Origin of the sequence: Kineosphaera limosa NBRC 100340 (assembly GCF_000298215.1) — a bacterium.
Taxonomy (GTDB): Bacteria; Actinomycetota; Actinomycetes; order Actinomycetales; family Dermatophilaceae; genus Kineosphaera; species Kineosphaera limosa.
Window position 1 is genome coordinate 36,286 of sequence record NZ_BAHD01000016.1, and the last position, 24,882, is coordinate 61,167.

20 protein-coding genes, 1 tRNA gene and 1 other RNA gene are annotated in these 24,882 nt (G+C 71.4%); 7 read left to right on the forward strand and 15 right to left on the reverse strand.

Annotated features, from left to right (window positions below; translation table 11 throughout):
• Window positions 1-118 precede the first annotated feature (118 nt).
• The 4 genes from KILIM_RS05375 to KILIM_RS05390 all read right to left on the reverse strand — a co-directional run bounded on the left by KILIM_RS05375 (window position 119) and on the right by KILIM_RS05390 (window position 4,699).
• A complete protein-coding gene (locus tag KILIM_RS05375; RefSeq protein WP_006591624.1) occupies window positions 119-1,504 on the reverse strand; it encodes a GntP family transporter in 1,386 nt (461 codons plus the stop codon).
• A gap of 1 nt (window position 1,505) precedes the next feature.
• Window positions 1,506-2,426 (reverse strand): NAD(P)-dependent oxidoreductase, encoded by a 921-nt coding sequence (locus KILIM_RS05380; RefSeq protein ID WP_006591625.1) that lies wholly within the window; start codon window positions 2,424-2,426, stop codon window positions 1,506-1,508.
• Between the two features lie 45 nt (window positions 2,427-2,471).
• Window positions 2,472-3,899, reverse strand: a complete 1,428-nt coding sequence (locus KILIM_RS05385; RefSeq protein WP_006591626.1) for a four-carbon acid sugar kinase family protein — start codon at window positions 3,897-3,899, stop codon at window positions 2,472-2,474.
• 134 nt (window positions 3,900-4,033) lie between these two features.
• The gene (locus KILIM_RS05390; RefSeq protein ID WP_006591627.1) at window positions 4,034-4,699 is read right to left on the reverse strand and encodes a FadR/GntR family transcriptional regulator; all 666 of its coding nucleotides are present in this window, start codon (window positions 4,697-4,699) and stop codon (window positions 4,034-4,036) included.
• A gap of 131 nt (window positions 4,700-4,830) precedes the next feature.
• Between KILIM_RS05390 and KILIM_RS05395 the strand changes: the two genes are divergently transcribed.
• Both KILIM_RS05395 and KILIM_RS05400 read left to right on the forward strand, forming a co-directional pair.
• A complete protein-coding gene (locus KILIM_RS05395; protein WP_040562325.1) occupies window positions 4,831-5,151 on the forward strand; it encodes a type II toxin-antitoxin system prevent-host-death family antitoxin in 321 nt (106 codons plus the stop codon).
• A complete protein-coding gene (locus KILIM_RS05400; RefSeq protein ID WP_040562326.1) occupies window positions 5,135-5,890 on the forward strand; it encodes a hypothetical protein in 756 nt (251 codons plus the stop codon). The genes KILIM_RS05395 and KILIM_RS05400 overlap by 17 nt, the downstream gene beginning before the upstream one ends.
• Window positions 5,891-5,915: 25 nt before the next feature.
• Here the strand turns inward: KILIM_RS05400 and KILIM_RS23895 are convergent, their stop codons facing one another.
• Both KILIM_RS23895 and rnpB read right to left on the reverse strand, forming a co-directional pair.
• Window positions 5,916-6,077 (reverse strand): hypothetical protein, encoded by a 162-nt coding sequence (locus KILIM_RS23895; RefSeq protein ID WP_006591630.1) that lies wholly within the window; start codon window positions 6,075-6,077, stop codon window positions 5,916-5,918.
• Between the two features lie 117 nt (window positions 6,078-6,194).
• An RNA gene (gene rnpB, locus KILIM_RS22115) (RNase P RNA component class A) lies at window positions 6,195-6,589 on the reverse strand.
• Between the two features lie 147 nt (window positions 6,590-6,736).
• Here rnpB and KILIM_RS22095 point away from each other — a divergent pair.
• Complete coding sequence (locus KILIM_RS22095; RefSeq protein ID WP_006591631.1) at window positions 6,737-7,771, forward strand: GDSL-type esterase/lipase family protein; 1,035 nt, start codon at window positions 6,737-6,739, stop codon at window positions 7,769-7,771.
• Between the two features lie 65 nt (window positions 7,772-7,836).
• Here the strand turns inward: KILIM_RS22095 and KILIM_RS05410 are convergent, their stop codons facing one another.
• Together KILIM_RS05410 and KILIM_RS05415 are read right to left on the reverse strand one after the other, a co-directional pair.
• Window positions 7,837-10,488, reverse strand: a complete 2,652-nt coding sequence (locus tag KILIM_RS05410) for a YhgE/Pip domain-containing protein (RefSeq protein ID WP_006591632.1) — start codon at window positions 10,486-10,488, stop codon at window positions 7,837-7,839.
• A gap of 5 nt (window positions 10,489-10,493) precedes the next feature.
• Window positions 10,494-13,649 (reverse strand): MMPL family transporter, encoded by a 3,156-nt coding sequence (locus tag KILIM_RS05415; RefSeq protein WP_006591633.1) that lies wholly within the window; start codon window positions 13,647-13,649, stop codon window positions 10,494-10,496.
• Window positions 13,650-13,796: 147 nt separating this feature from the next.
• Here KILIM_RS05415 and KILIM_RS24900 point away from each other — a divergent pair, with 147 nt between their 5' ends.
• A complete protein-coding gene (locus KILIM_RS24900; RefSeq protein WP_006591634.1) occupies window positions 13,797-14,528 on the forward strand; it encodes a TetR family transcriptional regulator in 732 nt (243 codons plus the stop codon).
• On the opposite strand, the gene KILIM_RS05425 is transcribed toward KILIM_RS24900, so the two are convergent.
• Window positions 14,525-16,024: an RNB domain-containing ribonuclease gene (locus KILIM_RS05425; RefSeq protein ID WP_006591635.1), complete on the reverse strand. Its 1,500-nt coding sequence runs from the start codon at window positions 16,022-16,024 to the stop codon at window positions 14,525-14,527. The genes KILIM_RS24900 and KILIM_RS05425 overlap by 4 nt on opposite strands.
• Before the next feature lie 19 nt (window positions 16,025-16,043).
• Here KILIM_RS05425 and KILIM_RS05430 point away from each other — a divergent pair, with 19 nt between their 5' ends.
• The gene (locus KILIM_RS05430) at window positions 16,044-16,808 is read left to right on the forward strand and encodes a YaaA family protein (RefSeq protein WP_157551485.1); all 765 of its coding nucleotides are present in this window, start codon (window positions 16,044-16,046) and stop codon (window positions 16,806-16,808) included.
• A gap of 31 nt (window positions 16,809-16,839) precedes the next feature.
• Here KILIM_RS05430 and KILIM_RS05435 read toward each other — a convergent pair whose 3' ends face one another.
• The 6 genes from KILIM_RS05435 to KILIM_RS05460 all read right to left on the reverse strand — a co-directional run bounded on the left by KILIM_RS05435 (window position 16,840) and on the right by KILIM_RS05460 (window position 20,922).
• Window positions 16,840-18,162 carry a bifunctional RNase H/acid phosphatase gene (locus tag KILIM_RS05435; RefSeq protein ID WP_006591637.1) on the reverse strand — a complete coding sequence of 441 codons (1,323 nt, stop codon included), beginning with the start codon at window positions 18,160-18,162 and terminating at the stop codon, window positions 16,840-16,842.
• Window positions 18,159-18,896 carry a zinc ribbon domain-containing protein gene (locus KILIM_RS05440; protein ID WP_006591638.1) on the reverse strand — a complete coding sequence of 246 codons (738 nt, stop codon included), beginning with the start codon at window positions 18,894-18,896 and terminating at the stop codon, window positions 18,159-18,161. The genes KILIM_RS05435 and KILIM_RS05440 overlap by 4 nt, the downstream gene beginning before the upstream one ends.
• Window positions 18,893-19,777 (reverse strand): Nif3-like dinuclear metal center hexameric protein, encoded by an 885-nt coding sequence (locus tag KILIM_RS05445; RefSeq protein WP_006591639.1) that lies wholly within the window; start codon window positions 19,775-19,777, stop codon window positions 18,893-18,895. The genes KILIM_RS05440 and KILIM_RS05445 overlap by 4 nt, the downstream gene beginning before the upstream one ends.
• Window positions 19,778-19,861: 84 nt before the next feature.
• Window positions 19,862-19,934, reverse strand: a tRNA-Val gene (locus KILIM_RS05450).
• A gap of 52 nt (window positions 19,935-19,986) precedes the next feature.
• Window positions 19,987-20,460 (reverse strand): peroxiredoxin, encoded by a 474-nt coding sequence (locus KILIM_RS05455; protein ID WP_040562327.1) that lies wholly within the window; start codon window positions 20,458-20,460, stop codon window positions 19,987-19,989.
• Window positions 20,461-20,502: 42 nt separating this feature from the next.
• Window positions 20,503-20,922 carry a DUF3052 domain-containing protein gene (locus tag KILIM_RS05460; RefSeq protein ID WP_006591641.1) on the reverse strand — a complete coding sequence of 140 codons (420 nt, stop codon included), beginning with the start codon at window positions 20,920-20,922 and terminating at the stop codon, window positions 20,503-20,505.
• Window positions 20,923-21,079: 157 nt separating this feature from the next.
• Between KILIM_RS05460 and fdhD the strand changes: the two genes are divergently transcribed.
• Both fdhD and aceE read left to right on the forward strand, forming a co-directional pair.
• Window positions 21,080-21,937 carry a formate dehydrogenase accessory sulfurtransferase FdhD gene (gene fdhD, locus KILIM_RS05465; protein WP_006591642.1) on the forward strand — a complete coding sequence of 286 codons (858 nt, stop codon included), beginning with the start codon at window positions 21,080-21,082 and terminating at the stop codon, window positions 21,935-21,937.
• 145 nt (window positions 21,938-22,082) lie between these two features.
• The gene (gene aceE, locus KILIM_RS05470; RefSeq protein WP_006591643.1) at window positions 22,083-24,851 is read left to right on the forward strand and encodes a pyruvate dehydrogenase (acetyl-transferring), homodimeric type; all 2,769 of its coding nucleotides are present in this window, start codon (window positions 22,083-22,085) and stop codon (window positions 24,849-24,851) included.
• Window positions 24,852-24,882: the final 31 nt, after the last annotated feature.

A 24,882-nucleotide genomic window follows, 5' to 3' on the forward strand; every position in this document is an offset into this window, starting at 1 on the left:
GGGGCTGTGCCCCGTCGCGAGGGGCTGTGCCCCGTCGCGAGGAGCTGTGCCCCGTCGCGAGGAGCTGTGCCCTGTCGCTCGGAGAGGCGTCCCGGGGCTCGGGGCCCCGACCGCGGCCCTAGACCAGGGCCCAGACGCCCATCGTGACGGCGAAGCCGACGACGGACAGGAACGTCGAGAGCACGGTCCAGGTCTTCAGGCCGTCGGCGACGGACAGGCCCTGGTATTTGGTGACGATCCAGAAGCCGGAGTCGTTGATGTGGCTCAGGCCGACCGCGCCGAAACACATGGCGAGCGTGATGACGACGACCTGCACGCTGGTGAACCCGCCGGCCGCGATGCCGGGCTGGATGAGGCCCGCCGCGGTGAGGATCGCGACGGTCGCCGAACCCTGCGCGGCCCGCAGGGCCAGGGCGATGAGGTAGCCCGCGACGATGATCGGTAGGCCCAGGTCGGCCAGCCACTCCGAGAGCGCAGCGCCGATGCCGGTCTTGACGAGCACGTTGCCGAAGACGCCGCCGGCGCCGGTGACGAAGATGATGATCGCGACCATCGGCAGCGCCGAGTCGAGCACGCTGGTGCGCTGCGTCTTGTTCCAGCCGGCCTTCGAGCCGATGGCGAAGTAGGCGACGATGACGGCCACCAAGAGCGCGGTGGTCGGCGCCCCGATGTAGGCCGCGATGTCGCGGACCAGCTCGCCCTCGGGCAGCAGCGTCGCGGTGACCGAGCCGATCATGATCATCGCGATGGGCAGCACGATGAGGAAGGTGACCAGACCCGCTCCGGGGCGGGTCCGCACGGCCAGGTCGGTGCCACCAGCCGAACCAGCCGAGCCGGCACCGTCGGTGTCGTCGGACATCGCCGCGGTGGCGGGCGACTCCTGAAGTTCGATCTGCTCGACCTTGAACAGCTTGGCGGCGTAGAAGCCCGCGACGCCGACTAGCGCGCAGATGACCAGGCCGATGAGGGTCATGAGGCCGACGTCGGCGCCGATCGTGGCGGCCGCGGCGACCGGGCCCGGGTGCGGCGGCAAAGCGACGTGCACGACGATGAGGACACCGGCCACCGGCAGGCCGAGGCGCACCGGGTGCAGGCCCGCGGTCTTGGCAAACGCGAAGACCAGCGGCGCCAGGATGATGAAGCCGACGTCGAAGAACACCGGGATGCCGAGGATGAACGCGGCGATCGTCACGGCCGCGACGACGCGCTTCTGGCCGAGCTTCTCGGTGAAGGTTGTCGCCAGCGTTTGCGCGCCGCCGGAGACCTCGACGAGCCGACCCAGCATCGAGCCGAGTCCGACGATGATCGCGACCGAGCCGAGCACCTTGCCCATGCCCTCGACCATCGTCGGCACGACCTCGCCGATGGGCACGCCGGCGACGATCGCCGTCCCCATCGCCACGAGCAGCAGGGAGACGTAGGCGGAGAACTCGAACTTGATGACGAAGACGAGCAGAACGAGGATCGCGACGAGCGCGATCGCGAGCAGCGCACCGACTCCCATGTCAGTTCTCCTTGCCGGTCACGGCGATGCTGGGGGCGAGCACGGTGATGACCGCGGAGTCGTCCACGGCCTCTTTGCCCTGCGCCTCGCCGAGCAGGTAGAGCTGCTCGGCGGCGGCGGCGACGGGCGTAGCCAGGTGCACCGACTTGGCCGCGGTGGTCACGATGCCCATGTCCTTGACGAAGATGTCGAGGCGGCTCTTCACCTCCGCGCCACCCTCGTCGTAGGCCTGCAGCATCCGCTGGCCGCGGTCGCCGAGCATGAAAGAGGCGGCGGCGCCGGCCATGAGGGCCTGCAGCGCCAGCGCCGGGTCGAGCCCGAGCGCCCGCGCGAGGGCCAGCGCCTCACCGGCGGCGGCGATGTGCACCCCACACAACAGTTGGTTGACGGTCTTCATGGCCTGGCCGTCGCCGGCCTTGTCGCCGACGCGCACGAGGGTGCCGGCCATGGCGTCCAGCACGGGCTGGGTGGCGGTCCAGGCGTCGTCGTCGGCGCCGACGGTGACAAGCAGGTCGCCCTCGCCGGCGCGCACCGGGCCGCCGGAGATCGGGGCGTCGACGATGCGGTGCCCGCTGGCGGCGAGCCGGTCGGCGACCTCACGGACCGCCTCGACGCCGACCGTCGAGGTGAGCAGCACGGTGGCGCCGGCGGGCAGCGTCGCCACGACGCCGTCCGGTCCGTAGAGCGCGTCTTCGAGTTGGGCGGCGTTGCGGACGGCGAGCAGCACGACGTCGGCGCCGGTCGCGGCCTCGCGGGCGCTGCCGCAGCCGGTGACTCCGGCTGCGGCGGCCAGGTCGAGCCGGGGTTGGGCGATGTCGAAGCCGCGGACGGCGGCTCCGTGGGTGACCAGGTTGGTCGCCATGGGCAGCCCCATGGCGCCGAGGCCGAGGACGGCGACGGTGACGTCACTCAGTGTTGACATGGTTCGCTCTACTTTCTCTACAGACTTGTGTGGGATCAGGGATGGTCAGGCGGAGAGGGTGTCGACGACGTCGGCGAGGGACTGATCTCCGCCGACATTGCCGGCGAAGACGATGTAGGGGATGCCGAGCGCCGGGCCGTCGACGGGCTCCCACAGCGAGACGATGCCGGGCAGCATCGGGCCGCGGACGAACGCGCGGCGGATCTGCAGGCCGAGGGTGGCGACGTCGGACGACGTGATGCCGCCCTTGGCGACGACGAACCGCGGCGCCCGCCGGGCGAGCGCCTCCCGCACGACCTGCACGACGGCCGCGGAGACCTGACGGGCGATGTCCAGCGACGCGTCGGCGTCGTCGCCGCGCACGAGCACGCGACTGGTGCGCACGACGACATTGCCCTGGCCAAGCCCTGCGACCACCTCGTCGACGATGTCGGCCAGATGCTGCTGGCGGCGGTCATCGAGCACTGCGGCGACGTCGATCTCGATCTCGGTGGGGGCGCGGCGCTCACGGAGCGCGTCGAGCTGGCGGGTGGTGAGGCCGACGTGCGAGCCGACCATGATGAGGCCGCCGGGGGCGCGCTCGCCCGCGCCGCTGATGCGCTCAACATCCTCAGCGCTCAGCGGCGTCCGCGGAGACTGGCCGATACGCGCCCGACCGAACGGCGGCCCGACACGGTAGACGAACCGCTTGCCCGCGCGCTCGGCCTGCTCCAGCGCGAGGGCGAGGAGCAGCAGGTCGTTCTCGTCGACGATGTCGGGGGCCACGACCTGGCCGCCGGTCACCTCGGTCAGGATGCGGGCCGCCTCCTGGCCGGGCTCGCCGGAGCGCAGGGTGGCGAGGTCGATGAGCACCACGTCCTCGCCCGCGATAGCCCCGCCGGACTTCTCCACGACCCAGTCCCGCAGGTGGGAGGACTCGTAGCCGAAGGTCGCGTCCTTGGCGAACTCGCTCTCTCCGACGGGGGTGAAGCCGTCGGCGGCCGAGCCGGCGTAGTGCACGCCGCCCACGGTGATGCGGCCCGCGTCGGCGAAGGCGGGCACGAGGACGATGCCGTCGATCGGGCTCCCGGCCTGCTCCGCCACGTGCGCGAGCGTGTTGGGCTCCAGCGGAAAGTGGCCCCGCAGGGTGGAGTCGCCGCGGGAGACGAAGGCGACCGGCACCCCGGTCGCCTCGGAGGCTTCGAGGGCGGCTACGGCGACCTCTTCGTTGACGCGCCGCGCGTCGGCAGGGTCCAGCGACCGGCTGTTCGTCATGACGTAGACGGCGGGCTCGCCCTGATGCAGGGCCCACGTGAGGTCCTCGACGGACCAGCCGGTGAGCACCGGGAGGTCGGCGACGGACTGGGTGCCGGTGGGATCGTCGTCGAGCACCACGAGCACACGGCCGGAGTCGGCGACCGAGCGCGCGACCGCCGCCGGGTCGACCCGGGGACCGGAGGGGATGTGACGGGTGAGCTCTTCCAGGGTGGCCATGTCAGCTCCTTTGGTGATGGCCTGATTCTCTGAGGTCAGAGGTCAGATGTTCTGTTTGCGATGCCGGTGGACGGTGCCCGAGAGCGGGGGGATTCGAGGTACTCAGCGACCTGGCGGTCGCCGTCGGGCTGGACTCACAGGTCCTCCCGCGTCTGTTCGATGTGGTCGAGCATGGCCCGTTCGGCCTGGGCGGCGGTGCCCTCGCGCAGAGCCGCGAGGATCGCCGCGTGCTTCTCGATGGCCCGGCTGCGCACGTGGGCGCGCGAGCCGGTGACATAGCGGTTGGCCCGCAGCAGGTCGCTGATCGGCCGGTAGAGCATGGCGACGAACGGGTTGCCGCAGTTCTCCAGAATGACGTCATGAAAGGCGAGGTCGGCCTCGACGAAGCCGTCGACGTCCCCGGTCGCGTCGGCGCGGCGCATCGCCTCCAGGCGCTCGCCCATCCGGGCCAGCAACTCGGGCGTGGCGCACTGCGCGAACAGTGCCGTGGCGCCTGTCTCCATGAAGCGGCGCACCTCAATCAGCTGCTCGTGGGTGCGGCGCTCGTCGCGCGACGCGCGGGCCACGAGGTCGACGGACTCCCAGTCGCGCACCGGATTGACGAAGGTCCCCCGCCCCTGTTCGACGCGCAACACACCCTGCGTCTTGAGCACCTTGACGGCTTCGCGCAGCGTGAGCCGACTGACCTCCAACTCGTCGGCCAGGTCCTGCTCCCGCGGCAGCGGACGGTCCGCGAACTCCCCCGCCACGACGCGCACCACGAGCCGCTCGACGGCTTCGTCGACTCGAGTCGCACTCATGCGGACCTCCTTCGGACCTGGCACATTCATCTGAGGTCAGAGGTTAGCGTGGCGAGCGATGCGATGCAACAGTGGGCGACCCGGGAAGCAATCCGTTGCAACACTACATATATCTAGATACTCTTGCAGGCATGACGAAGCGTGTGCCCATCACCCTTGCCTCCCGCCAAGGGGTGTCTCGACTCGCCGCCGAGGCCGATAGGTCGCGCATCATCCTCACCAGCCACGGCCGCCCGGTCGCGGTCGTCGATTCGGCCGAGAGGCTGGACGAGGACGCTCGCAAAATGCGCGAGGCCGCCGCCGCCGTCCTCGACTCCGCGTTGGCTCAATTGGACCGTCGCAGCGAGCGCCTCGACCTTGCCGCCGCGTGCGAGCGCCTCGGCGTCTCCTTGGACAAGGTGCTGGCCCGAGCCGACGAACTGTCTCGCGGAGGCAATGGTGCGCCCAGGTGAGGTATTTCCTCACGACCAGGCTTATATCGAGTTCACTGATGCCTTCATCGAATCGATCATCGATCTCACCCAAAGGCAGAAGGTCGAGGTCCTCGCGGAGATAGTCGCGCTGTGCGATGGCCCGGCCGGCAGCCACACGCTCAGTAATCGTGGAGCCCAGCGACTCGCGGGCTTCAACACGGTCGATGTACTCGGCAAGGCGTATCGGGTCGTCTTCGTCAGCGTCGTCGAACACGTCGGCGGGCAGGAGGTCGGTCACATTCGGGTTCTGGTCTGCGGTCCCCGTCGAAATGACGCCGTCTACGACACCGCCGAGGCCCTGCGCAGAAGCGGACGCTTCAGCGCCGAGGAGATGCAGGAGATCTGGGAGGCGCTGGCCTTCCTTGAGGTCGTCAGTGAAGAAGTCGGCATGGACGGCTGGGACTTCAAGCCCAACCCTGCGCCACTCGGCATGGTGCGCGCGGCGGTCGCTGCCGGCGTTCTCGACCAAGAAACCGCCGAAGTGCTCTCCCAGGACGAACTCGCGGCAGCTATGGCACACGGATGGACCGATTCGGCGCCCGACCCAGCCAAAGCCCGCGCAGCAGCAATGGAACGGGCTCGCGGCGGCGTCCTCGGCGCAGATCTGACGCGAATCCTCGGTCAACGAAAAAGTGCCAGATGTGGTGCCGTGATGCAGCGGACCGGCCAGCCATGCATTCGCCGGCAAGGTCACCCAGGCGCGCACCGGGCAACGTGACGCAGGTGCGGTCCGGGGCGCGTCGTCAGACGCTGGTCTGCGCCTCGTCGGGCTCCAGCGCCCCCTTGGGCAGGCTCGGCTGCTGGTCACAGGGCAGCAGGTCGGTGTGCATGAGCATGATCGCGCCGTCGATGCGGTCGAGCCTCGCCAGGATCTGCCCCAGCAGCGTCTTGAGTTCCTGGTCCATGTGGGCCCATCCCTTTCGCGTCTCGCCAGGTCGATCTCGGTGGTCGAGGTCGCGGCACCGCTGGCGTCCCTCTTCTCATCGGCAGTGGGCCGGGGAGGTGAGCTTTCTGGCGGGAGGCGGATGAGTCGGCCGGTACGCCGGGTTCTGTCGTGGGCGATCATCCATCTCGGATGCACGTTGCCGTACATCTCTAGCGACCTACCCGTGCGCTCGGGCGGGCAGCCCTCGAACGCGCACTGTCTGGTCTTGCTCCGGGTGGGGTTTACCGAGCCGCCCCAGTCACCTGGGGCGCTGGTGGTCTCTTACACGCACCGTTTCACCCTTACCCGCGCCTGCCGGCCTGGGCCGGTGGTACACGGGCGGTTTCTTTTCTGTGGCACTGTCCCGCGGGTCGCCCCGGGTGGCCGTTAGCCACCACCCTGCCCTGTGGAGCCCGGACGTTCCTCGGCGACCCGCCCGATCGGGGTGACCCCCGGATCGAGCGCGGTCGACGCGACCGCCTGGCCGACTCATCCGCTCCCAGTCTACGGCCGCCGCCCGCGCGAGCGTGCGCCTGCAGCCTCGCGCCCGCCAAGTGCCGCACGGATCAGGGAAATTGGTGAGGCAGTGCAGGGGGTTCGGCTAAGTCACGCGGGGCGGTCGGCCGATGGGAGATCGTCATGGACTCCCCTGCCCGCACGCCGGCCACGACGCCCACGCCGGCCTCGCCATCGACCCCGGTCGTCACTGCGGCGCGCCTGGAGCCCGCCGTGGACAGCCCCGCGCGCCGGCCGACCAATGCGACGCAGGCCCAGGAGGCGCCCGGCACGGACGGCACCGACGGCACTGACGCCGCTACGGTGATCAGCCTCTGGCGGCGGCCGGCTGTCGGCCTGGGGGCGCTCGCCGCGCTGCTGGCGGTGACCATCGGCGGCACCGCCCTCGCCGCGATGCGCCCGGTCGAGGCCCCGGAGCAAAACCCCGGCAACCCGCCGGCGGCCGTGGCCGCACCTTCTCCGGGGCAGGCCGCACCCACCTCCGCGACCGGCGACAGCGACGGCAGCAACAACGGCAGCAACAACGGTGCGGTGGATCCCTGGGTATCCCCGCCGTTGTACGACTCCGGTCGCATCGGGCACTGGCAACGGATGGGGCACGAGCATTCGCCGGAGCAGGCCGAGCAGCGCGCCGGCACCTCGGCGCGCGGGGTGAGCCTGCTCGGCGACTCATCGCTGACCCGCGCCCGCCCCGACCTCGTCAAGGCGCTCGACGGCCGACCCGTGGCCTACGACCACTGGAACGGTCGCCCCACGCACGGCACGGTGGACGTCGTCGCCGCCCTCGACGGCGCCAAACGTCTGCCGAACACGCTCGTGCTGCTGTCGGGCTCCAACGACGTCTTCTTTCCCGCCGGGCTGGCCCCGCAGATCGAGCGGCTCATGACGATCGCCGGCCCCGACCGCACCGTGGTGTGGGTGACCCCGTACGTCAAGCGCCCGCGGCACGCCGACGCCGACGAGCACAACACCCGGCGGCTACGCGACGACCTGCTCGCCGCCGCCGCCAAGCACCCCAACCTGCACGTCGTCGACTGGGCCGAGCACGTGCTCGCGTTGCCCGCCGCCGGCCAGAAGCGGCTCATGCCCGACGGCGCCCACCCCTCCCCGCAGGGCTGCCGCGAGCTGGCCGCGCTCATCAGCGCCAAGCTCGCGTAGCCGGCAGCGCCCTCACGCCGCGCCCGCCGGCGGCACTCAGGCGGCTGGGGACACTCGGGGGACTCTCAGGCCGCCCGCGCCGGCCGCAGCCGCGCGATGCTCCACGTCCGCTGACGCCGGGCGGTGATGATCGTGACGACGAGCGCCGCCACGAGCCAACAGACCAGGACCGCGGCCGCCGGAGCCAGGTGCAGGTCGCCTCCGGCGATGAGGGAACGGAACGCGCGCACGGCGTACGTCAGTGGCAGCAGCGGATGCAACCACTGGAAGAAGCCGGGCGACGTCTCGATCGGATAGGTGGCGCCGGCGGCGGAGAGCTGCAGCACGATGAGGATCAGCCCGAGGAAGCGCCCGGGCGCCCCGAGCGCCGCCACCAGCGCGTGGTTGATCGCCACGAACGTCATGGACGCCAGGATCGCGAACAGCCAGAAGCGCACGGGGCTGGCGATCTCCAGGTCGAGGCCCCACAGCAGCAGCGCGGTGAGCACGCTCGCCTGCAGCAGCCCGAAGAGCGCGGCCGGGGCGAACCCGGCGAGCGCCACCCGCCACGACGGGGCCGTGGAGGCGATGGCCCGCTGCGGCAGCGGGCGCAGCATGAAGAACAGCCCCATGCCGCCGACCCACAAGCCGAGGGCGATGAAGTAGGGCGCCAGGCCGTACCCGTAGGCGGCGACCCGGTGCAGGCGCACGCCGTCGGTGCCGACGGGCTCGGCGACGACGGTGGCCAGGCGGTTGCGCTGGGAGTCGTCGTAGGTGGGGATCTGCTTGGCGCCGTCGGCGAGCCCCTTGGCCAGCTCTTGAGCGCCGTTGTCGAGTTCGGCGGCCCCGGAACGCAGGGAGCCGGTGCCCTCCTCGAGCTTGGCGGCGCCGGTGGTGGCCGACTGGAGGCCGGTGTTGAGCTGGGCCGCGCCGCTGGCGGCCTGCCCGGCGCCGGTGGCCAGTCGAGAGGCACCGGTCTGCAGTTGGGTCGCGCCGGTGGCCAACTGGCCGGCCGCGGTGGCGGCCGAACCGATCCCGGAGGTCAGCTGCGGGGCCCCGTCGGCGAGCTGCGCCAGCCCCCCGGAGAGCTGCTGCGCCCCAGTGGAGAGCGCGGTGGCACCGGCGGCGACCTGATCGGCGGCGTCCGCCGCCTGGCCCACTCCGGCGACGAGTTGCGGTGCGCCCTGCGCGAGTTGGCGTAGACCGTCGCCGAGCTGGCTGCCGCCGGAGGTCAGCCCGGTGGCGCCGGTCGAGAATTGCGCGGCGCCGGAGCCGAGGCGCTGCGCACCCGTCGCCAACTCTTGGGCGCCCGAGCGCAGCGGCGCCGCCCCCTGCGCCAATCCCGCGGCGCCGGTGGCCAACTGCTGCGAACCCGAGGCGAGCTGCTCGGCCCCGGAGGCGACCTCGGCCGTCCCCGAACGTACCGACGAGCCCTGCTGGGCCAGCGCGTCGAGCTGAGAGCAGAACTGCTCGGCGGCTCCGGAGGCCGAGCACTGCCCCGCAAGCGCCGAGATGCCTTGGGTGTACTCAGTCACCCCGGCCGAGGCCCGCGAAGCGCCGGTCGACAGCGCCTGCGCGGCCTGGGACTGCCGCGCGGTGCCGTCGGTCAGCTGCTGCGCGCCGTCGGCGAGCTGGGTGGCGCCGGTGGCCAGGGCCGTGCCGCCGTCGGCCACCCCTTGAGCCCCATCGGCAAGCCCGGAGGCCGAGCTGCCGAGTTGTTCGACGGCGCTCAGCAGGCCGTCGGAGCCGGTCGCGAGCGCCCCGGCCTGGTCCGGCAGCGCAGCGGTCAGGCGGCGCGCCTCGTCCAGGCCCGCCGCCAGCTGCCCGGCCCCGTCGGAGAGGGCCGTCGCGCCGGTCTGCAGCTTCGCCGCGCCGTCGGCGAGTTGCTTGGTCTGCGCAGGGAACTGGGCGGTGCGCTCGGCGAGCGTCCCCAGACCCGTGGCGAGCTGCTGGTTGCCGTCGGCGACCTTCCCGGCGCCCGTGGACAGTTGCTGGGCACCGGTTGCGAGCTGCGCCGTGCCGGAGGCCAGTTGCGCGGAGCCGGAGGCGAGCTGGCGCAGACCGACCGTCAGTTGGTGGGCGCCCTCGTCGAGCTGGCCGGCGCCGGACCGCAGCGACTTCGTGCCGTCGGCGAGCTTCTGGCTCCCGTCGGCCGCTTTGACCATGTTGGTGTGCAGCGAGTTGAAGCCCAGGTAGATGCGGTCCAGGTACTGCTGGGTCAGCTCGGAGGCCGTGGCGGTCGTCATCGTCGTACTGATCGCCTGGGCGATATTGCCGGCCAGGTAGCTCGTGGCGTCGTTGGTCTCCAGGCGCATCGTGGCCTGGCGGGCCTCGTCGGGCGTGGCCGTCGACGTGGCAGCACTGGAGAAGGTCTTGGGGATCGTCAAGACGGCGTAGTAGGTGCCGTCCTCGAGCCCGGCCGAGGCCGTGGCGGCGTCGGTGAGTTGCCAGTCGAGATTGTTGGCGGCCTCGGAGTCGACGAGGTTGCCGGCCACGACCCGGCCCAGCGGCACCGTCTGCTTCTTGCCGTTCGCGTCGGTGACGGTGGCCGGCTCGTCGAGGTTGACGACGGCCGCGGGCACCTTGTCGAGGTTCGAGGTGACGTCGAGGTTGGACCAGATCAGCAGCCCCCCGTAGATCGAGGGCACGGCGATGAGCGCGAGCACGACGAGCTTGCCGAAGAGGCCGCGGGAAAGCCGGGTCAGCTCCGAGCTCGAGAGGGTGGGCAGGAGGGGCATGAGGGTCACCTTCCCGGCGCGAGGGCGGGGTAGCAGGAGTCGAGGAGGACGACGCGCACCCGGTCGATGGGCAGCCCGGTCCAGGCGGCCACCTCGTGCTCGTCGGGTCGGTCGTGGCAGGCGACGAGAACCGCTGGGCCGGCGGCAGAGTCGGAGGCGGGATCAGCCGGGTCGACAGCCGGGTCGACAGCCGGGTCGACAGCCGGGTCGACAGCCGGGTCGACAGCCCCGTCGACCGCCGGGTCGGCGGTGACGCCGAGCACGGCCCACAGCCCGGCCCGCTCGGCGGGGGTGGGCAGGGCGTCGAGGTCGTCGACGACGATGACGTCGGGGTCACCGATGCCGGCCAACACGATGGACAGGATGAGGCGTGGCAGCCGCCCGAGGTCGCGCACCAGCATCGTCGGCGTGATCGTCTCGAGCCCGGCGACAGCGCACGCCTCGTCGAGACGCGCCGCGATGGTGGCGACGTCGCGGGAGCGCACCCACGGCAGCATCGTGTGCGGGGCCAGCCGCTCGGCGATGTGGTCGCGCACCGACAGGTCGCCGTCCAGCTCGTTGACGCCGCCGAACTCGGCGAGCGCCGCGCGCCGCTGCACGAGGGCGGACTGCTCCGGCACGACCGCCCCGGCCACGTCGAGGTCTCCCCCGGCGATCGGCAGCCGCCCGGCGAGAGCGAGCAGCGCCGCGGTCTTGCCACCCCCCTCCGGGGCGCTGAGGACGCACACGTCGCCGCGGCGGGCATCCAGATCCAAGCCCTCGAAAACCCGCCCGCGCGGCCCGTCGACGGCGACGCCGCGGGCGTGCACGACCCGTTCGGGGTGGGCGGCGATGGTGCCCTCGGCGGCGATCTGGTGGGCCACTCCGTGGCCCTCGACGTCCAGGTGCGGCAGCCGCCGAGCCAGCCCGGCGGGCATGGCCCAGGCGGAGTGTCCGAGCAGCATGAGGGCGGCGGGCACGAGCATCATCCGCACGATGAAGGCGTCGACGGCCACGCCCACCGCCAGCCCGAGCGCGATGGGTTTGAGGGAGGCGTCGCCCTCGGGGACGAACGCGGCGAAGACGCCGACCATGATGACCGCCGCTGCGGCGACGACCGGCGCGGAGGCGACGAACCCCTCCCGAACAGCGGCTTTGGGGTCGCCGCGCATCGCGTAGTGCTCGTGCATGCGGGAGACGATGAACATCTGGTAGTCCATGGCCAGCCCGAAGAGCACGCCCATGAGGATGATCGGCATGAAGCTGATGACGGGGCCGGTGCGGGCCACGTTCAGCAGGTCGGCCAGCCAGCCCCACTCGAAGACGGCCGTCACCACCCCGAACGCGGCCCCGGTCGAGAGTAGGAAGCCGAGGGCGGCCGTGATCGGCACCGCGAACGAGCGGAAGACGACGAGCAGCAGCACCAGGCTCAGGCCGATGACCACCAGCCCGAACGGCACGAGGGCATCGGCCAGCCGAGCGGAGACGTCGATCTGCGCGGCCGTCTGGCCGGCGACGCGGACCCGCAGGTGGTCGGTGCCGCCCAGTTCGGGCGCCTGATCGCGCAGGCGTTGCACGAGGTCGGCGGTGGCCGGGTCGCTGGGCCCGGTGGTGGGGATCGCCACGACCACCCCGGTGTCGGCGGTGCGGTTCGGGGTGGCGAGGGTGACCTTGGCGATGCCGGGTACGGCCGCCACGTCGTGGCGCAGCTGCTCCATGTACCCCAGCGGGTCGTTGCTGCCGATGATGTCGGCGACGATGAGCAGCGGGCCGTTCTCGCCCGGGCCGAAATGCTCGGTGACCGCGTCGTAGGCGCGTCGTTCGCTGTGGCTGATGGGTGCGGTGCCGTTGTCGGGCAGCGCGAGGCTCAGGTCTTTGGCCGGGAGCGCGACGAGCACCAAGGCGCCCGTGAGCAGCACGACCGTGGCTAGCGGCTGCCACGTGACGACGCGGATCCACCGGTCCGCCCAACGAGGACCGCCGGGCAGATCTCCGGTCGCGCGGCCACTGTCGGTGCGGCGGCGCAGGCCGAGCAGGCGGGCGCCGGTCCGACGTCGCGACGGCGCGGCGTCGCTCGCTTCGGCGTCCTCGTCGTTGTCCTCGTCGTCGTCGTCCTCGTCGTCATCGTCGTCGCTGCCCCGCGTCGGGCGAGGCCGCAGGACGGGCTCGACCCAGCGCATGAGGGCCGGGCCGATGGTGATGGCGGCGGCCACCGCGATGGCGACCGCGACGGCGGCCGAGACGCCCATGGCCGACAGGAACGGCAGGCCGACGATGACGAGCCCCACGAGAGCGGTGACGACCGTGACTCCCGCGAAGACGACCGCGGAGCCGGCGGTGGCGGTGGCCCGCGCCGCCGCCTCGTCGCCGGCGATGCCGTCGCGCAGGTTCTCTCGGAAGCGCGACAGCAGAAAAAGGGAGTAGTCGATGCCGACGGCGATGCCGAGCATGAGGGCCAGCATGGGGGCGGTGCCGGTGAGGGCCACGAAGGCGGTCGCCAGCAGGAGCAGCAGGATGCTGACGACGGCGGCGGCCACGGCGGTGATCAGGGGCGCGGCGGCCCCGCGCACGCTGCGGAAGAACGCGAGCAGCACGATGAGCGCCAGGATCAGGCCGAGCCCCTCGACAATGCTCAGCTCGGGTGGAGCGTTGCCGAACGCGGCGCCGCCGAGGTCGACGGTGGCGGTCGGCAGATCTCGGTCCAGTGCCTGGGCCTGGGCTCGCAGCGCGTCGCGGGTGGCGGCGGTGACCTCGTGCGTATCGCCCTCGAGTTGCACGGTGATGATCGCGGCCCGGCCGTCGCTGCTGATCGGGGGCTCGGAGTTCTCAGCACCCTCGATGGGCACGAACGGATCGACCGCGGTGGTCACCCCACCGACGGCGTCGATCCGCTGCACGGCGGCGGCCACCGCCGCCTTGGTGCCGGGAGTGTCGATGCGGCTGCCGGGCTCGCTGACGAGCACGATCTGCGCGCTGGTGCCGGCGAGTTCGGGAAAACGGGCGGAGAGATCGTCGAGGGTCTGCTGGGATTCGCTGCCGGGCACGGAGTAGACCTCCGAAGGCCCCTTGGCCAGCAGCCCGGCAAGTGCGCCCAGGATCACGATGAGCAACACCCAGACGAGCGCGACCCGGCCGCGCCGGTGGTAGCAGGCGCGGCCTAGGGCGAAGAGTGCAGGTGACACCGGGTCTCTCCCCATGAGACGAAGCGGTCCGGCACCTCCCAAAGGGAGGCCAGGCGTGCGGAGGCCCGCGGGACTGCTGAGCCTGGTGCGATCGTAGCGCATACACCGATGTATCGAATACAAGGATGTATCGAATACAGTGGAGGCATGGCACAGCAGCTTTCCGCGCGCCGCCGGGCGACCCGCGAGCGGCTTCTCACGGCGGCGACGATCGTCTTCGTCGAGCGCGGTGTGGTGGCCGCCACCGTCGAGGAGATCTGCGAAGCGGCCGGTTTCACCCGGGGCGCGTTCTACTCGAACTTCGCCGACAAGGACGAACTGATCGAGGAGCTGCTCGCCCGCGAACACGCCGACGTGTTGACGTCCTTGGCTGCGTTGACGGAGTCGGAGTTGCCGCACCTGAGTCCCGATGGCAGCGGTCAGGTCGATCTGACCCACCTCGTTCATCGCTTCCTGACGGCCCGACTCATCGGCCGCTCGCACTACCTGCTGCACACCGAACTCACCCTCGCGGCCGCGCGCGACCCCGAGGGCCAGCAACCCTTCCGGCAGGCCTCGGCCCGAGCCACCGAGAAGACGACGGAGGCGATCACGGAGTCGCTGCGCCGGGCCGGATTGGAGCCGATCCTGAACCCGGCCGACCTCATCGAGGTGCTCTACGGACTGTTCGAGCGCAGCAACGCCCGCGCCCTCATCGACGGCGATCCCGACGCCGACGCCCTGGCCCGCCGCGCCCTGCCCGTGGTGCTCGGCGCACTCACCCGCCCCCTGTCCTCCGGCTCCCTGACACCGGGGCTCGATCCGCCCCCCGAGCCGGCTCACGAGCCCACGAGCAAGCCCACGAACAAGCCCACGAACGAGCCCACAGCGGCGCGCTAGACCACCTCGAAGCGCACTTTTCGGCGCGCGATGTCGGCCTGCGTCACCCGCACTCGCACCTCGTCGCCGGCTCCCACGGAGGGCCCGCTGCCGTTGCCGCCGTTGCCGCCGTTGCCGCCGTGGTCGCGGTGGTCGCGGTGGTCACAGGGACCGATGATCGCCTCGTCGCGGATCGCGACGATCAACCCCCGCTCCCCGCGGTCGTCGACGACGACCGCGTCGAACTCCTCGCCGATGCGGTCGTGCAGCTGAGCGGCCTCCACCGCGTCGGTGGCGGCGCGGTTGACGGCGGAAGCTCGCTGGTCACCGCCCCGCATGAGATCGGGAAGCTGCGGTAGCACCGCGCGCACCTCGTCGGGCACCTGTGCGCCGGCACTGAGCGCCGCGCACACGAGCAGCCCGAACCGGTCGACGAGCCGCCGCAGCGGCGCCGTGACGTGGGCGTAGGGCGCGGCGACGGCGGCGTGCTCGACCTGCTCCGGGCGCTGCCCGTCGAAGGCCGTGTACCCGGCTCCGCGAAAGAGGCTCGTCGCCTCGTGGATCAGCGCGAGGTGCCCCGGATCGTCGCGGTCCAGGCTGCGCAGGAACGCGCCGTAGCTGCGATCTTCGGGCCAGTCGGCGCCGCGCGCCCGGGCCACCCGGCGGAAGGCGGCCAGCGTCTTGTCGTCGGGGGCGGGCATGGTGCGCAGGATCCCGACGCCGCCGGCGAGCATGAGGTCGGCGGCACACATCCCCGTCAGCAGGGAGATTTGCGCGTTGCAGTCCTCGGCGGGCAGGGGCGGCCGGAACCGGAGGCGGTAGTGCCCGTTCTGCTCGTGAATCTCCTGCTCGGGCATCGGCAGGCTGGCGCCGCCCCGCTCGATCTCCGCGGCGATCCGCTTGGCCCCGACCTCGGCCAAGAGGGCCAGCACGGGCGCGGCCCGGCCGGCGTCGAGGTCGGCCTGCACGCCCGCGTAGTCCAGTTGAGCCCGGCTGCGCACCAAACCACGGCGGACGGCGACCTGCGTGGGTTGGGCGTCGGAGTCCAGGTGGATGTCCCAGACGAACGCGGGCCGGTCGACGTTCGGTAGCAGGCTCGCCGCCGCCTCGCTGAGCACCGGGGGGTGCAGCGGGCAACGCCCGTCGGGGAGGTACAGCGTCTGCGTGCGCGCCCGCGCCTCGAGGTCGATGGGACCGTCGAGGTCGACGAACGCGGGCACGTCGGCGATGGCGTACCGCAGCCGGTAGCCGGAGCCGGCCCGCTCCAGGGCCAGCGCCTGGTCAAGGTCGCGGCTGCCCGGAGGGTCGATCGTTACGAACTCCACGTCGCGCTCGTCGTGCGCCTCGTGCTCGGCGGTCGGGCGCCGGTCCGCGGCTGCGCGGGCGGCCGCCGACACCGACTCGCCGAAATCGGCGGGGATGTCGAACTCGCTGCGGATCGCCGCGAAGGCGTCGACGAGTTCGTGAGCGGCGTCGGCAGCGGCATCGGTGCGGAGCCGGACCAGCGGGTGGGTCATGGTGACTACCTTAGGGACGGTGCTGGTCCTTCTTCCGCCCTCGCAGTCCAAGTCCGTGCGTCGCCGCGGCGCGCCGATGCGCCCCGACCGATTGTCCTTCCCCCAGCTCGCGGCCACCCGCGACCGCGTGGCCCACGCCCTCGGCCAGGTCGGCGGAGGAGTCGAGGGCGCCCGGCTGCTCGGGCTGCCGCACACATTGGCCGACCAGGTCGATCTCAACACCCGGCTGCAGCGTTCCCCGGCCGTCCCCGTGTCCGCGCTGTACACCGGGGTGCTCTACGACGCGCTGGAGGTCGCCTCGCTGACCGGGCCCGCCAAGGCGCGGGCCACGCGTTGGCTGGTCGTCGTCTCCGCGCTGTACGGGGGGCTGCGGATGCGCGACGCGGTGGGGCCGTACCGGCTGTCGATGAGCACCACCGTGCCCGGTCTGCCACCGCTGGCGCGGCTGTGGCGCCCCGCGCTGGCGCAGGCCCTCGGCGCGGCAGCCGGACGGGGGCTCATCGTCGACGGACGCTCCTCCGACTACGTCGCCGCCTGGAAGCCCGCGGGTGAGCAGGCGACGCGCTGGGTGCACATCGCGGTGCCGGGCGCGACGCACGGTGCCAAGCACACCCGGGGGCTGGTGGCGCGGGCGATCTGCGAACACGGGCTGGACGCCCGCACCCCGGTGGCGCTGGCCCGCGATCTCGCGCAGGTCACGCAGGGGCGCCTGGGGGTCGACCTCGACGAGCCCGCGCGGGCCGGGGCGCCGTGGCAACTGCGGGTGACGCACAAGGTGTGGTGAGGGCGCCGCCTTCGATGAGTGCAGGTGTCGATCAGCGCAGGTGCGAGGTGTCGTTGACGAACTCGACCGCGACGGCGCCGTCGGGCCACGTGCGGATGGAGGTCATGGAGGCGGGCGCGATGGCGATGCGCCACACGTGCTCCAGGTCGGCGCCCAGCACGTGTCCCAGCACCGCGAGGATCGCCATTCGGTGGGTCGCGACGACCACCGTTCCGCCGTCGATGACGAGGTGGTCGTAGGCCTGGACGACGCGGTTCGTCAGCTCGCGGTGACTTTCGCCGCCGGGCACCGCGGCCCCCGGGTCGGTCCGCAGCCGCTGCAGCGCCTGCGGATCGGCGACGCTCAGGTCGACGATCGTGCGGCCCTCGAAGTCGCCGTAGTCCTGCTCGTCCCACGCCGGATCGGTGCTGCACGGCACCTCGAAGCGGGCGGCCACCAGCTGGCCCGTGCGGTGGGCGCGGGTCAGAGTCGAGGAGACGACGCGCAGCGGAGTCGGCCCGTCGCCCGCGCACCCGTCGCCGAGAAAGCCGCGCAGCGCGCCGGCGACCCGACGCGCCTGGGCCTGCCCCTCGCCCTCGAGTTCAAGGTCGGGGCCGCCGCGGCCGCACAGACGCCCCTCGCGGTTGGCCGCCGTCACCCCGTGCCGCACCAGCACCACCCGCGCCGCGCCACCGACCGGGCCCACGACCGGGCCCACGACCGGGCCCACGACCGGGCCCACGACCGGGCCTACGACCGGGCCCGCGACGGAGGCAACGGCCTCCGCGGCGGGCGCAGCGGCGGAGTCGTCGGGCAGCTCGCCCGGATCGCCGGCATCAACCGGGTCGCCTGCATCGTCGGCTCCGGCCGCATCGTCGGCACCGTCCGCATCGTCGCCGGCTGAGGTGGCAGGCGCGGTGGCGCCCTCCTGCCACGGGCGCCGGGTGATGCTCTTGCCGTCCATGCCGTCGTTGCTCAGGGCGTCGGCGGCCTTGTTGCGTTCGCGGGGGATCCACGTGTAGACGACCACTCCCCCGGACTGCCGCAGGCGAGTGGTGATGGCGCGGGCGTCCGCGGCGAGCCGCTTCATGTCCTCGTGTTTGATCTTCCAGCGCCCGCTCATCTGCTCGACGACGAGCTTGGAGTCCATGCGCACCTCGACCGCGGCGGACGGGTCGATGAGCTCGACCTCCTCGAGCCCGGCGACCAGGCCGGTGTATTCGGCGACGTTGTTGCTGGCTTTGCCGAGCGGTTCGGCGCGTTCGGCGAGCACCGCGCCGTTGGCGGCGTCGCGCACGAGGGCGCCGAAGCCGGCGACTCCGGGGTTGCCGCGGGAGCCGCCGTCGGCTTCGACGATGAGTCGGCGGGCCGTCACAGGCCGGACTCGGCGGTCCGCACGAGGATCCGGCGGCACTCCTCACACCGCACGACCTCGTCGTCGGGGGCGGCGGCGATGCGGCGCAGGTCGGCGCCCATGAGTTCGAGTTGGCAGCCGCCGCAGCGGCGTTGCACGAGGGCGGCGGCGCCGATGCCGGTCTGGGCGCGGATCTTCTCGTAGAGGTCGAGCAGGTCTTGCCCGACACCGGCGGCGACGTCGGCCCGGTCCCGGGCGATCGCCTCCTCCTCGGCGGTGATCTGCGCCAGCGCGTCGTCCTTGTCCTGCGCGGCCTCGGCGGTCTCGTGCGCCAGCTGCTCCCGCTGTGCCTCGAGTCGGGTCACGTCGGCGTCGAGCCCTTCGGCGCGTTCCATGACCTCGAGCTGCTCGTCCTCCAGCTCGGCTTGGCGCCGGTCGAGGGAGGCCAGCTCGTGTTGCAGGGCCTGCAGGTCCTTGGGTGTGCCTTGGCCGGCGTCGAGGCGGGCCTGGTTGCGGGCGGATCGGTCGCGCACGAGTTGCACGGCGGATTCGGCCCGGTCGACTTCGCGCTGCACGTCCTGCACCGCGGTCTGGGCGCGGACGACGTCGTCGTCGAGCGCGGAAAGCCGCTGGTCGAGTTCGGCGTGCCGCTGCGCCTGCGGAAGGTTCTTGCGCCGGTGGGCCAGCTGTCCGGTGCGGGTGTCGAGTCCGGCGAGGTCGAGCAACCGCCATTGCCTGCTGGGGTCGGCGTTCACGCATCGTCTCCTTCTAGGTCGCGGACGTCCCGCGCGCCGATCGTGAAGGTCCACGGGTCGGTGCACAGGTCGCTGACGTGGGTGTCCACGCTAGCGCCGCGTGCCGACAGGGCGGCCGCGAGGTCGTCCGCGGCGTGCCGAAGCCACAGGGACTCGCTGGCCCAGTGCCCGGCGTCGACCAGATAGGGCGGCCCGCCGCGGGCCTCTTCGCGGGCCTCGAGCGCGGGGTGATGGCGCAGGTCGGCGGTGACGTAGACGTCGGCGCCGCTGGCGCGTACCTCCTGGAACAGGGAGTCGCCGGCGCCGCCGAGCAGCGCGACGCGGGTGACGGGCGCCTGTGGCGGCCCGGCGACACGCAGCCCACCAGGGGCGGCCGGCAGCCGGGAGGCCAGTCCGAGCGCGAAGTCCTGCAGCGAGACGGATTCGGACAGGTCGCCGACGAGCCCCATGGGAGTCCCTTCGGGCTCGCTCAGCGGCGTCGTGTCACTGAGCCCGCACGCCCGGGCGAGTGCGGAGTTGACCCCGACGGCGGCGCTGTCGGCGTTGGTGTGGGCCACGTAGAGCGCCAGGTCGGCGACGACCAGGGCGGTGACGGTGGCCCCTTTGGCGCTGGTGGTGGCCACGGAGTGGATGCCGCGCAGCAGCAGCGGGTGGTGGGTGACGAGCAGGTCGGCCCCGGCCGCGACGGCCTCCTGCACGACGGCCAGGGTCGGGTCGACGGCGAAATGCACGCGCCGCACCGGCTGCTCGGGATCACCGGAGACGAGGCCCACCTGATCCCAGGACTGCGCCAGCTCGGGCGGGAAGAGTTGCTCCAACGCCGCCACGACATCGCGCAGCAGCACTGCCTCGCCGCCGTCGGCCGCTGCCCGATCACCCATCACACGCCTCCAGTCCGTCGTCCCAGGTGCACTCGACCAGCCGGACGCCGGACACGCCCCAGTCGTACTGGGTTCAAGGGTGGGTGGGCCCGGCCGGGCTCGAACCGACGACACCCGCGGTGTAAACGCGGTGCTCTACCAACTGAGCTACAGGCCCCAACACCGCCATTGTGTCAGGCGGGCTGCCGCGGAACGGATCCGCGGGTGTCTCAGGCGCCGATGATCTTGTTCAGCGTCTCGTGAAAGCCGCTGAAGTCACGCCGCTCGCCGGGGGCATTGGTCAGGCACCAGCGAACGATGCCGTCGGGGTCGAGAAAGAACGTGCCGCGGTGCGCGAAACCGCCCGCTTCGTCGAACACGCCGTACTGCCGGGCCACCCCGCCGTGCGGCCAGAAGTCCGAGAGCAGCGGAAAGAAGTAGCCCTCCCGGTCGTCCCAGGCGCGCAGCGAGAACACCGGATCGCAGGAGACGGCGACGACGACCACGTGCTCGTTCTGGAAGGCGCCGAGGTCGTCGCGGATCTCGGTCAACTCGCCCGTGCAGATGCCGGAGAACGCGAACGGAAAGAACACGACGAGCACCCCGCGCCCCTGGCGCAACTCGGCCGTCGAGATCTTCGTGCCGTACTGGTCACTGAGCGTGAAGTCCGGTGCCTTGTCGCCGACGTTGATCTGCGGTGCCATGGCCCCAGTGTGCCTGGCCACGCGACCTACCGACGGTTGGTCTCAGCGCCGCGCGCCGGATTTCGGGGTCACCAAGCGGGTGCCCGACCACTCCGGCGTGAGATTGACGCTTGCGCTGGCCTGCAGCCCCGCGGTCTCGGCCGCCTCGGCGACGTCGCTGGGATCGACCTCGCCGGGCCGGCCCACCTTGGGCGTGAGCAACACGATGAAGCCCTGATCTTCCATCGTCGTCAAGGCGTCGACCAGCGCGTCGGTGAGATCACCGTCCTCCTCGCGCCACCACAGCAGCACCCCGTCGACGACGTCGTCGTAGGTTTCGTCCTCCAGATCACCTTCGACGGCGTCCTCGATGTGCTCACGCAGGGTGTCGTCGACATCGTCGTCATAGCCGACTTCGAGAATGACCTGACCTGGGCCGAAGCCCAGTTTGGTCACGGCCGCGGTGGGCGCGGATCCGGACACGCGTCTGTACCTCCTGTGAAATCCCTGGGGGGATGTGCGGGAACGGCGACCACCCGGGCCGCCATGCATTAGGCCTAGTCCAGCGGTTCGACACGCATTGTGCAAGCATGACGCCGCGCCGGACACTGCCACGAGGGTCGAACCGGAGGGAGGGACGATGGGTCGAATCACCCGCCGCACCCCCGCGCGGCGCCTTCAGGTCCGCCCTGATGGGGTGCTCGTCGACACACGCCCCGACACCCTGGCGGTCGAGGAGCCCTTGGAAATTCGAGTGTCCGGCGAACCGGTCGTCGTCACCATGCGTACCCCGGGCGACGACTTCGATCTGACCCTGGGGTGGTTGCACGCCGAGGGGCACATCCGCGCCGCGAGCGACGTGCGCACCCTGCAGCACTGCCAAGACCTCGACGAGGACGGCCGGCCGACCTTCAACGCCGTCGACGTCACCGGCTCCCCCGGGGTAAACCTGCAGGTCACGCCACGAGCGACGACTGCGACCAGCGCGTGCGGGATGTGCGGGGCACGCACGATCGCCGACACCCGCGCCCGCTCGCGCTACGACCTCACGCTCGATCGCACTCCCCTCGACCCGGCGGTGCTCGTGCAGTTGCCGCACCTGCTGCGCGAACGCCAGACCGGCTTCGACCGCACGGGCGGCATGCACGCCGCGGCAATCATCGACGTGCGCGCCCCGGAGCCGATCGTGCGGGCCGTTCGAGAGGATGTCGGTCGGCACAATGCGGTCGACAAGGTCGTCGGCTGGGCGCTGCGACAGGACGCCCTCCCGTTGTTCGGTCACGTCATGGTCGTCAGTGGACGCGCCGGTTACGAACTCGTGCAGAAAACCGTGTTGGCGGGCGCGCCCGCGATGGTGTCGGTCTCCGCGACGAGCAGCCTGGCCGTCGAGTTGGCGAGGGAGGCGGGATTGACGCTCGCCTCGTTCGTGCGCGACGACCGGCTCACCCTCTACAGCGACCCCGACCGCGTCACGGCGCCACATCGGGACATCGACTAGGCGCTCGCGCAGGGGGCGCACGAGCGACCCGCCGGATGCCGACCTGCGCGATACCGGCAGGCGGTGCGAGGATTGGGCCAGCGACGACAGGGCGGCCGGACCATCCGCGGGCCGCTCTGCACACGCCGGCAGAAAGGACTGCATCGTGCGCAGCGAAGGATCGGCTCCCATCATCAATGGCCTCCCGAGCAGGCTGCCGGACATCGATCCGCAGGAGACGGCCGAGTGGCTGGAGTCCATGGACACGGTGCTCGACGAGTCCGGCGCGCAACGCGCCCGCTACCTCATGTTGCGGATGCTCGAGCACGCCCGCGTCCGCCAGATCGGCGTCCCCTCGCTGATGACGACCGACTACATCAACACCATCCCGTTGGAGCAGGAACCGTGGTTCCCCGGCGACGAGGACATGGAGAAGGCCTTCCGTCGCCTGGTGCGCTGGAACGCCGCCGTGCTCGTGCACCGGGCCCAGCGCCCCGGCGTGGGCGTCGGCGGGCACATCTCGACGTACGCCTCGGCGGCGACTCTGTACGAGGTCGGGATGAACCACTTCTTCCGGGGGCAAGACCATCCCGGTGGCGGCGACCAGGTCTTCTTCCAGGGGCACGCCTCCCCGGGCATGTACGCCCGCGCCTACCTCGAAGGGCGTCTCGACGAGACGCAACTCGACGGCTTCCGCCAGGAGAAGAGTCACGTCGTCGACGGCTTTCCGCAGGCGCTGCCCAGTTATCCGCACCCGCGGCTCATGCCGACGTTCTGGCAGTTCCCGACGGTCTCCATGGGCTTGGGGCCGATCAACGCCATCTATCAGGCGCAATTCAACCGCTATCTGCACAATCGCGGCCTCAAGGACACCAGCGACCAGCACGTGTGGGCCTTCCTGGGCGACGGCGAGATGGATGAGGTCGAGTCGCGCGGGGCGCTGCAGTTGGCGGCTTTCGAAGAGCTGGACAACCTGACGTTCGTCGTCAACTGCAATCTGCAGCGGCTCGACGGCCCGGTGCGCGGTAACGGCAAGATCATTCAGGAGTTGGAGGCGTTCTTCCGCGGCGCCGGCTGGAACGTCATCAAGTGCATCTGGGGTCGGGGTTGGGACGACCTGCTGGCGGCCGACAGCCAGGGCGCGCTCGTGCACCTCATGAACTCGACGCCCGACGGGGATTACCAGACGTTCCGCGCCAACGACGGCAACTACATCCGCGAACACTTCTTCGGGCGTGACCCGCGCACCCGCAAACTGGTCTCGCAGTGGTCGGATGGCGACATTTGGTGGCGGCTCAAGCGCGGCGGGCACGATTACGGCAAGGTGTATGCCGCCTACGACCGGGCGGTGCGTCACACCGGTCAGCCGACGGTCATTCTGGCCAAGACGATCAAGGGGTACACGCTCGGCCAGCACTTCGCCGGCCGCAATGCGACGCACCAGATGAAGAAGCTGGCGGTCGACGATCTCAAGCTGTTGCGCGACACGTTGCACATTCCGATCAGTGACGAGCAGTTGGAGGAGAACCCCTACCTGCCGCCGTTCTACAACCCCGGCATGGACGACGAGCGCATTCAGTACATGATGGAGCGCCGCAAGAAGCTGGGCGGCCACGTGCCGGAGCGGCGGGTGCCCAAGGAGAAGATCCACCTGCCCGACGCCAGCGCCTACGACACCCTGAAGAAGGGCTCGGGCAAGCAGCAGGTGGCGACGACGATGGCGTTCGTGCGGCTCCTTCGTGAGCTCATGCGCGACAAGGAGTTCGGCAAGCGTGTCGTGCCGATCATTCCGGACGAGGCCCGCACGTTCGGTATGGACAGCTTCTTCCCGACGTCCAAGATCTACAACCCGCACGGGCAGAACTACACCGCGGTCGACGCCGAACTCATGCTCGCCTACAAGGAGTCCGAGCAGGGGCAGATGCTGCACCTGGGCATCAACGAGGCCGGCTCGGTCGCGGCGTTCACGGCGGCCGGGTCGAGCTATTCGACGCACGGCGAGCCGATGTTGCCGGTGTACGTCTTCTATTCGATGTTCGGCTTCCAGCGCACCGGAGATGGATTGTGGGCGGCGGCCGACCAGCTCACCCGGGGCTTCCTCATCGGGGCGACGGCCGGAAAGACGACGCTGGCCGGTGAGGGCCTGCAACACATGGACGGGCATTCCCCGATCCTGGCCGCCACCAATCCGGCCGTCATTCATTTCGACCCCGCCTACGGCTACGAGATCGCGCACATCGTCAAGCACGGCCTGGAGCGCATGTACGGCGACGACCCGCACGACGAGATCTACTACCTGACGGTCTACAACGAGCCGCTCGTGCAGCCCGCTCAGCCCGAGGGCATCGACGAGGCGGGCATCGCCAAGGGCATGTACCTGCTCAAGGCGGGCACTGCGCCCGAGGGTGCGGAGGTCGCGGACTGCCCGCGGGCGCAGCTGCTCGCCTCCGGCGTGGGGGTGCCGTGGGCCTTGGAGGCCCAGCAGTTGCTGCGCGACGACTGGGGTGTGGTGGCCGACGTGTGGTCGGTGACCTCGTGGACCCAGCTGCGTCGCGACGCGATGTGGGCCGACGACGAGCACCTGCTCAATCCCGACGAGCCGCGCCGCATCCCCTATGTCACAGAAATGTTGGCGGATGTGCCCGGGCCGGTCATCGCGACGAGCGACTACATGAAGCAGGTGCAGGACCAGATCGCCCCGTGGGTGCCCGGTGACTACCACGCCCTGGGCGCCGACGGATTCGGCTTCTCCGACACCCGCCCCGCGGGCCGCCGCTTCTTCCGGATCGACGGCCCCTCCATGGCCGTCGCCACGCTCATCGCCCTCGGTGAGCGAGACGAGGTCGACCGCGCCCTGGCCGCCCGCGCCGCCAAGCAGTACCGCATCGACGACCCGACCGCCGGAGCCTCCGGCAACGAGGGCGGCGACGCCTGAGGCGCCGGGGTCCGCGGGCTGGGAACGCTGC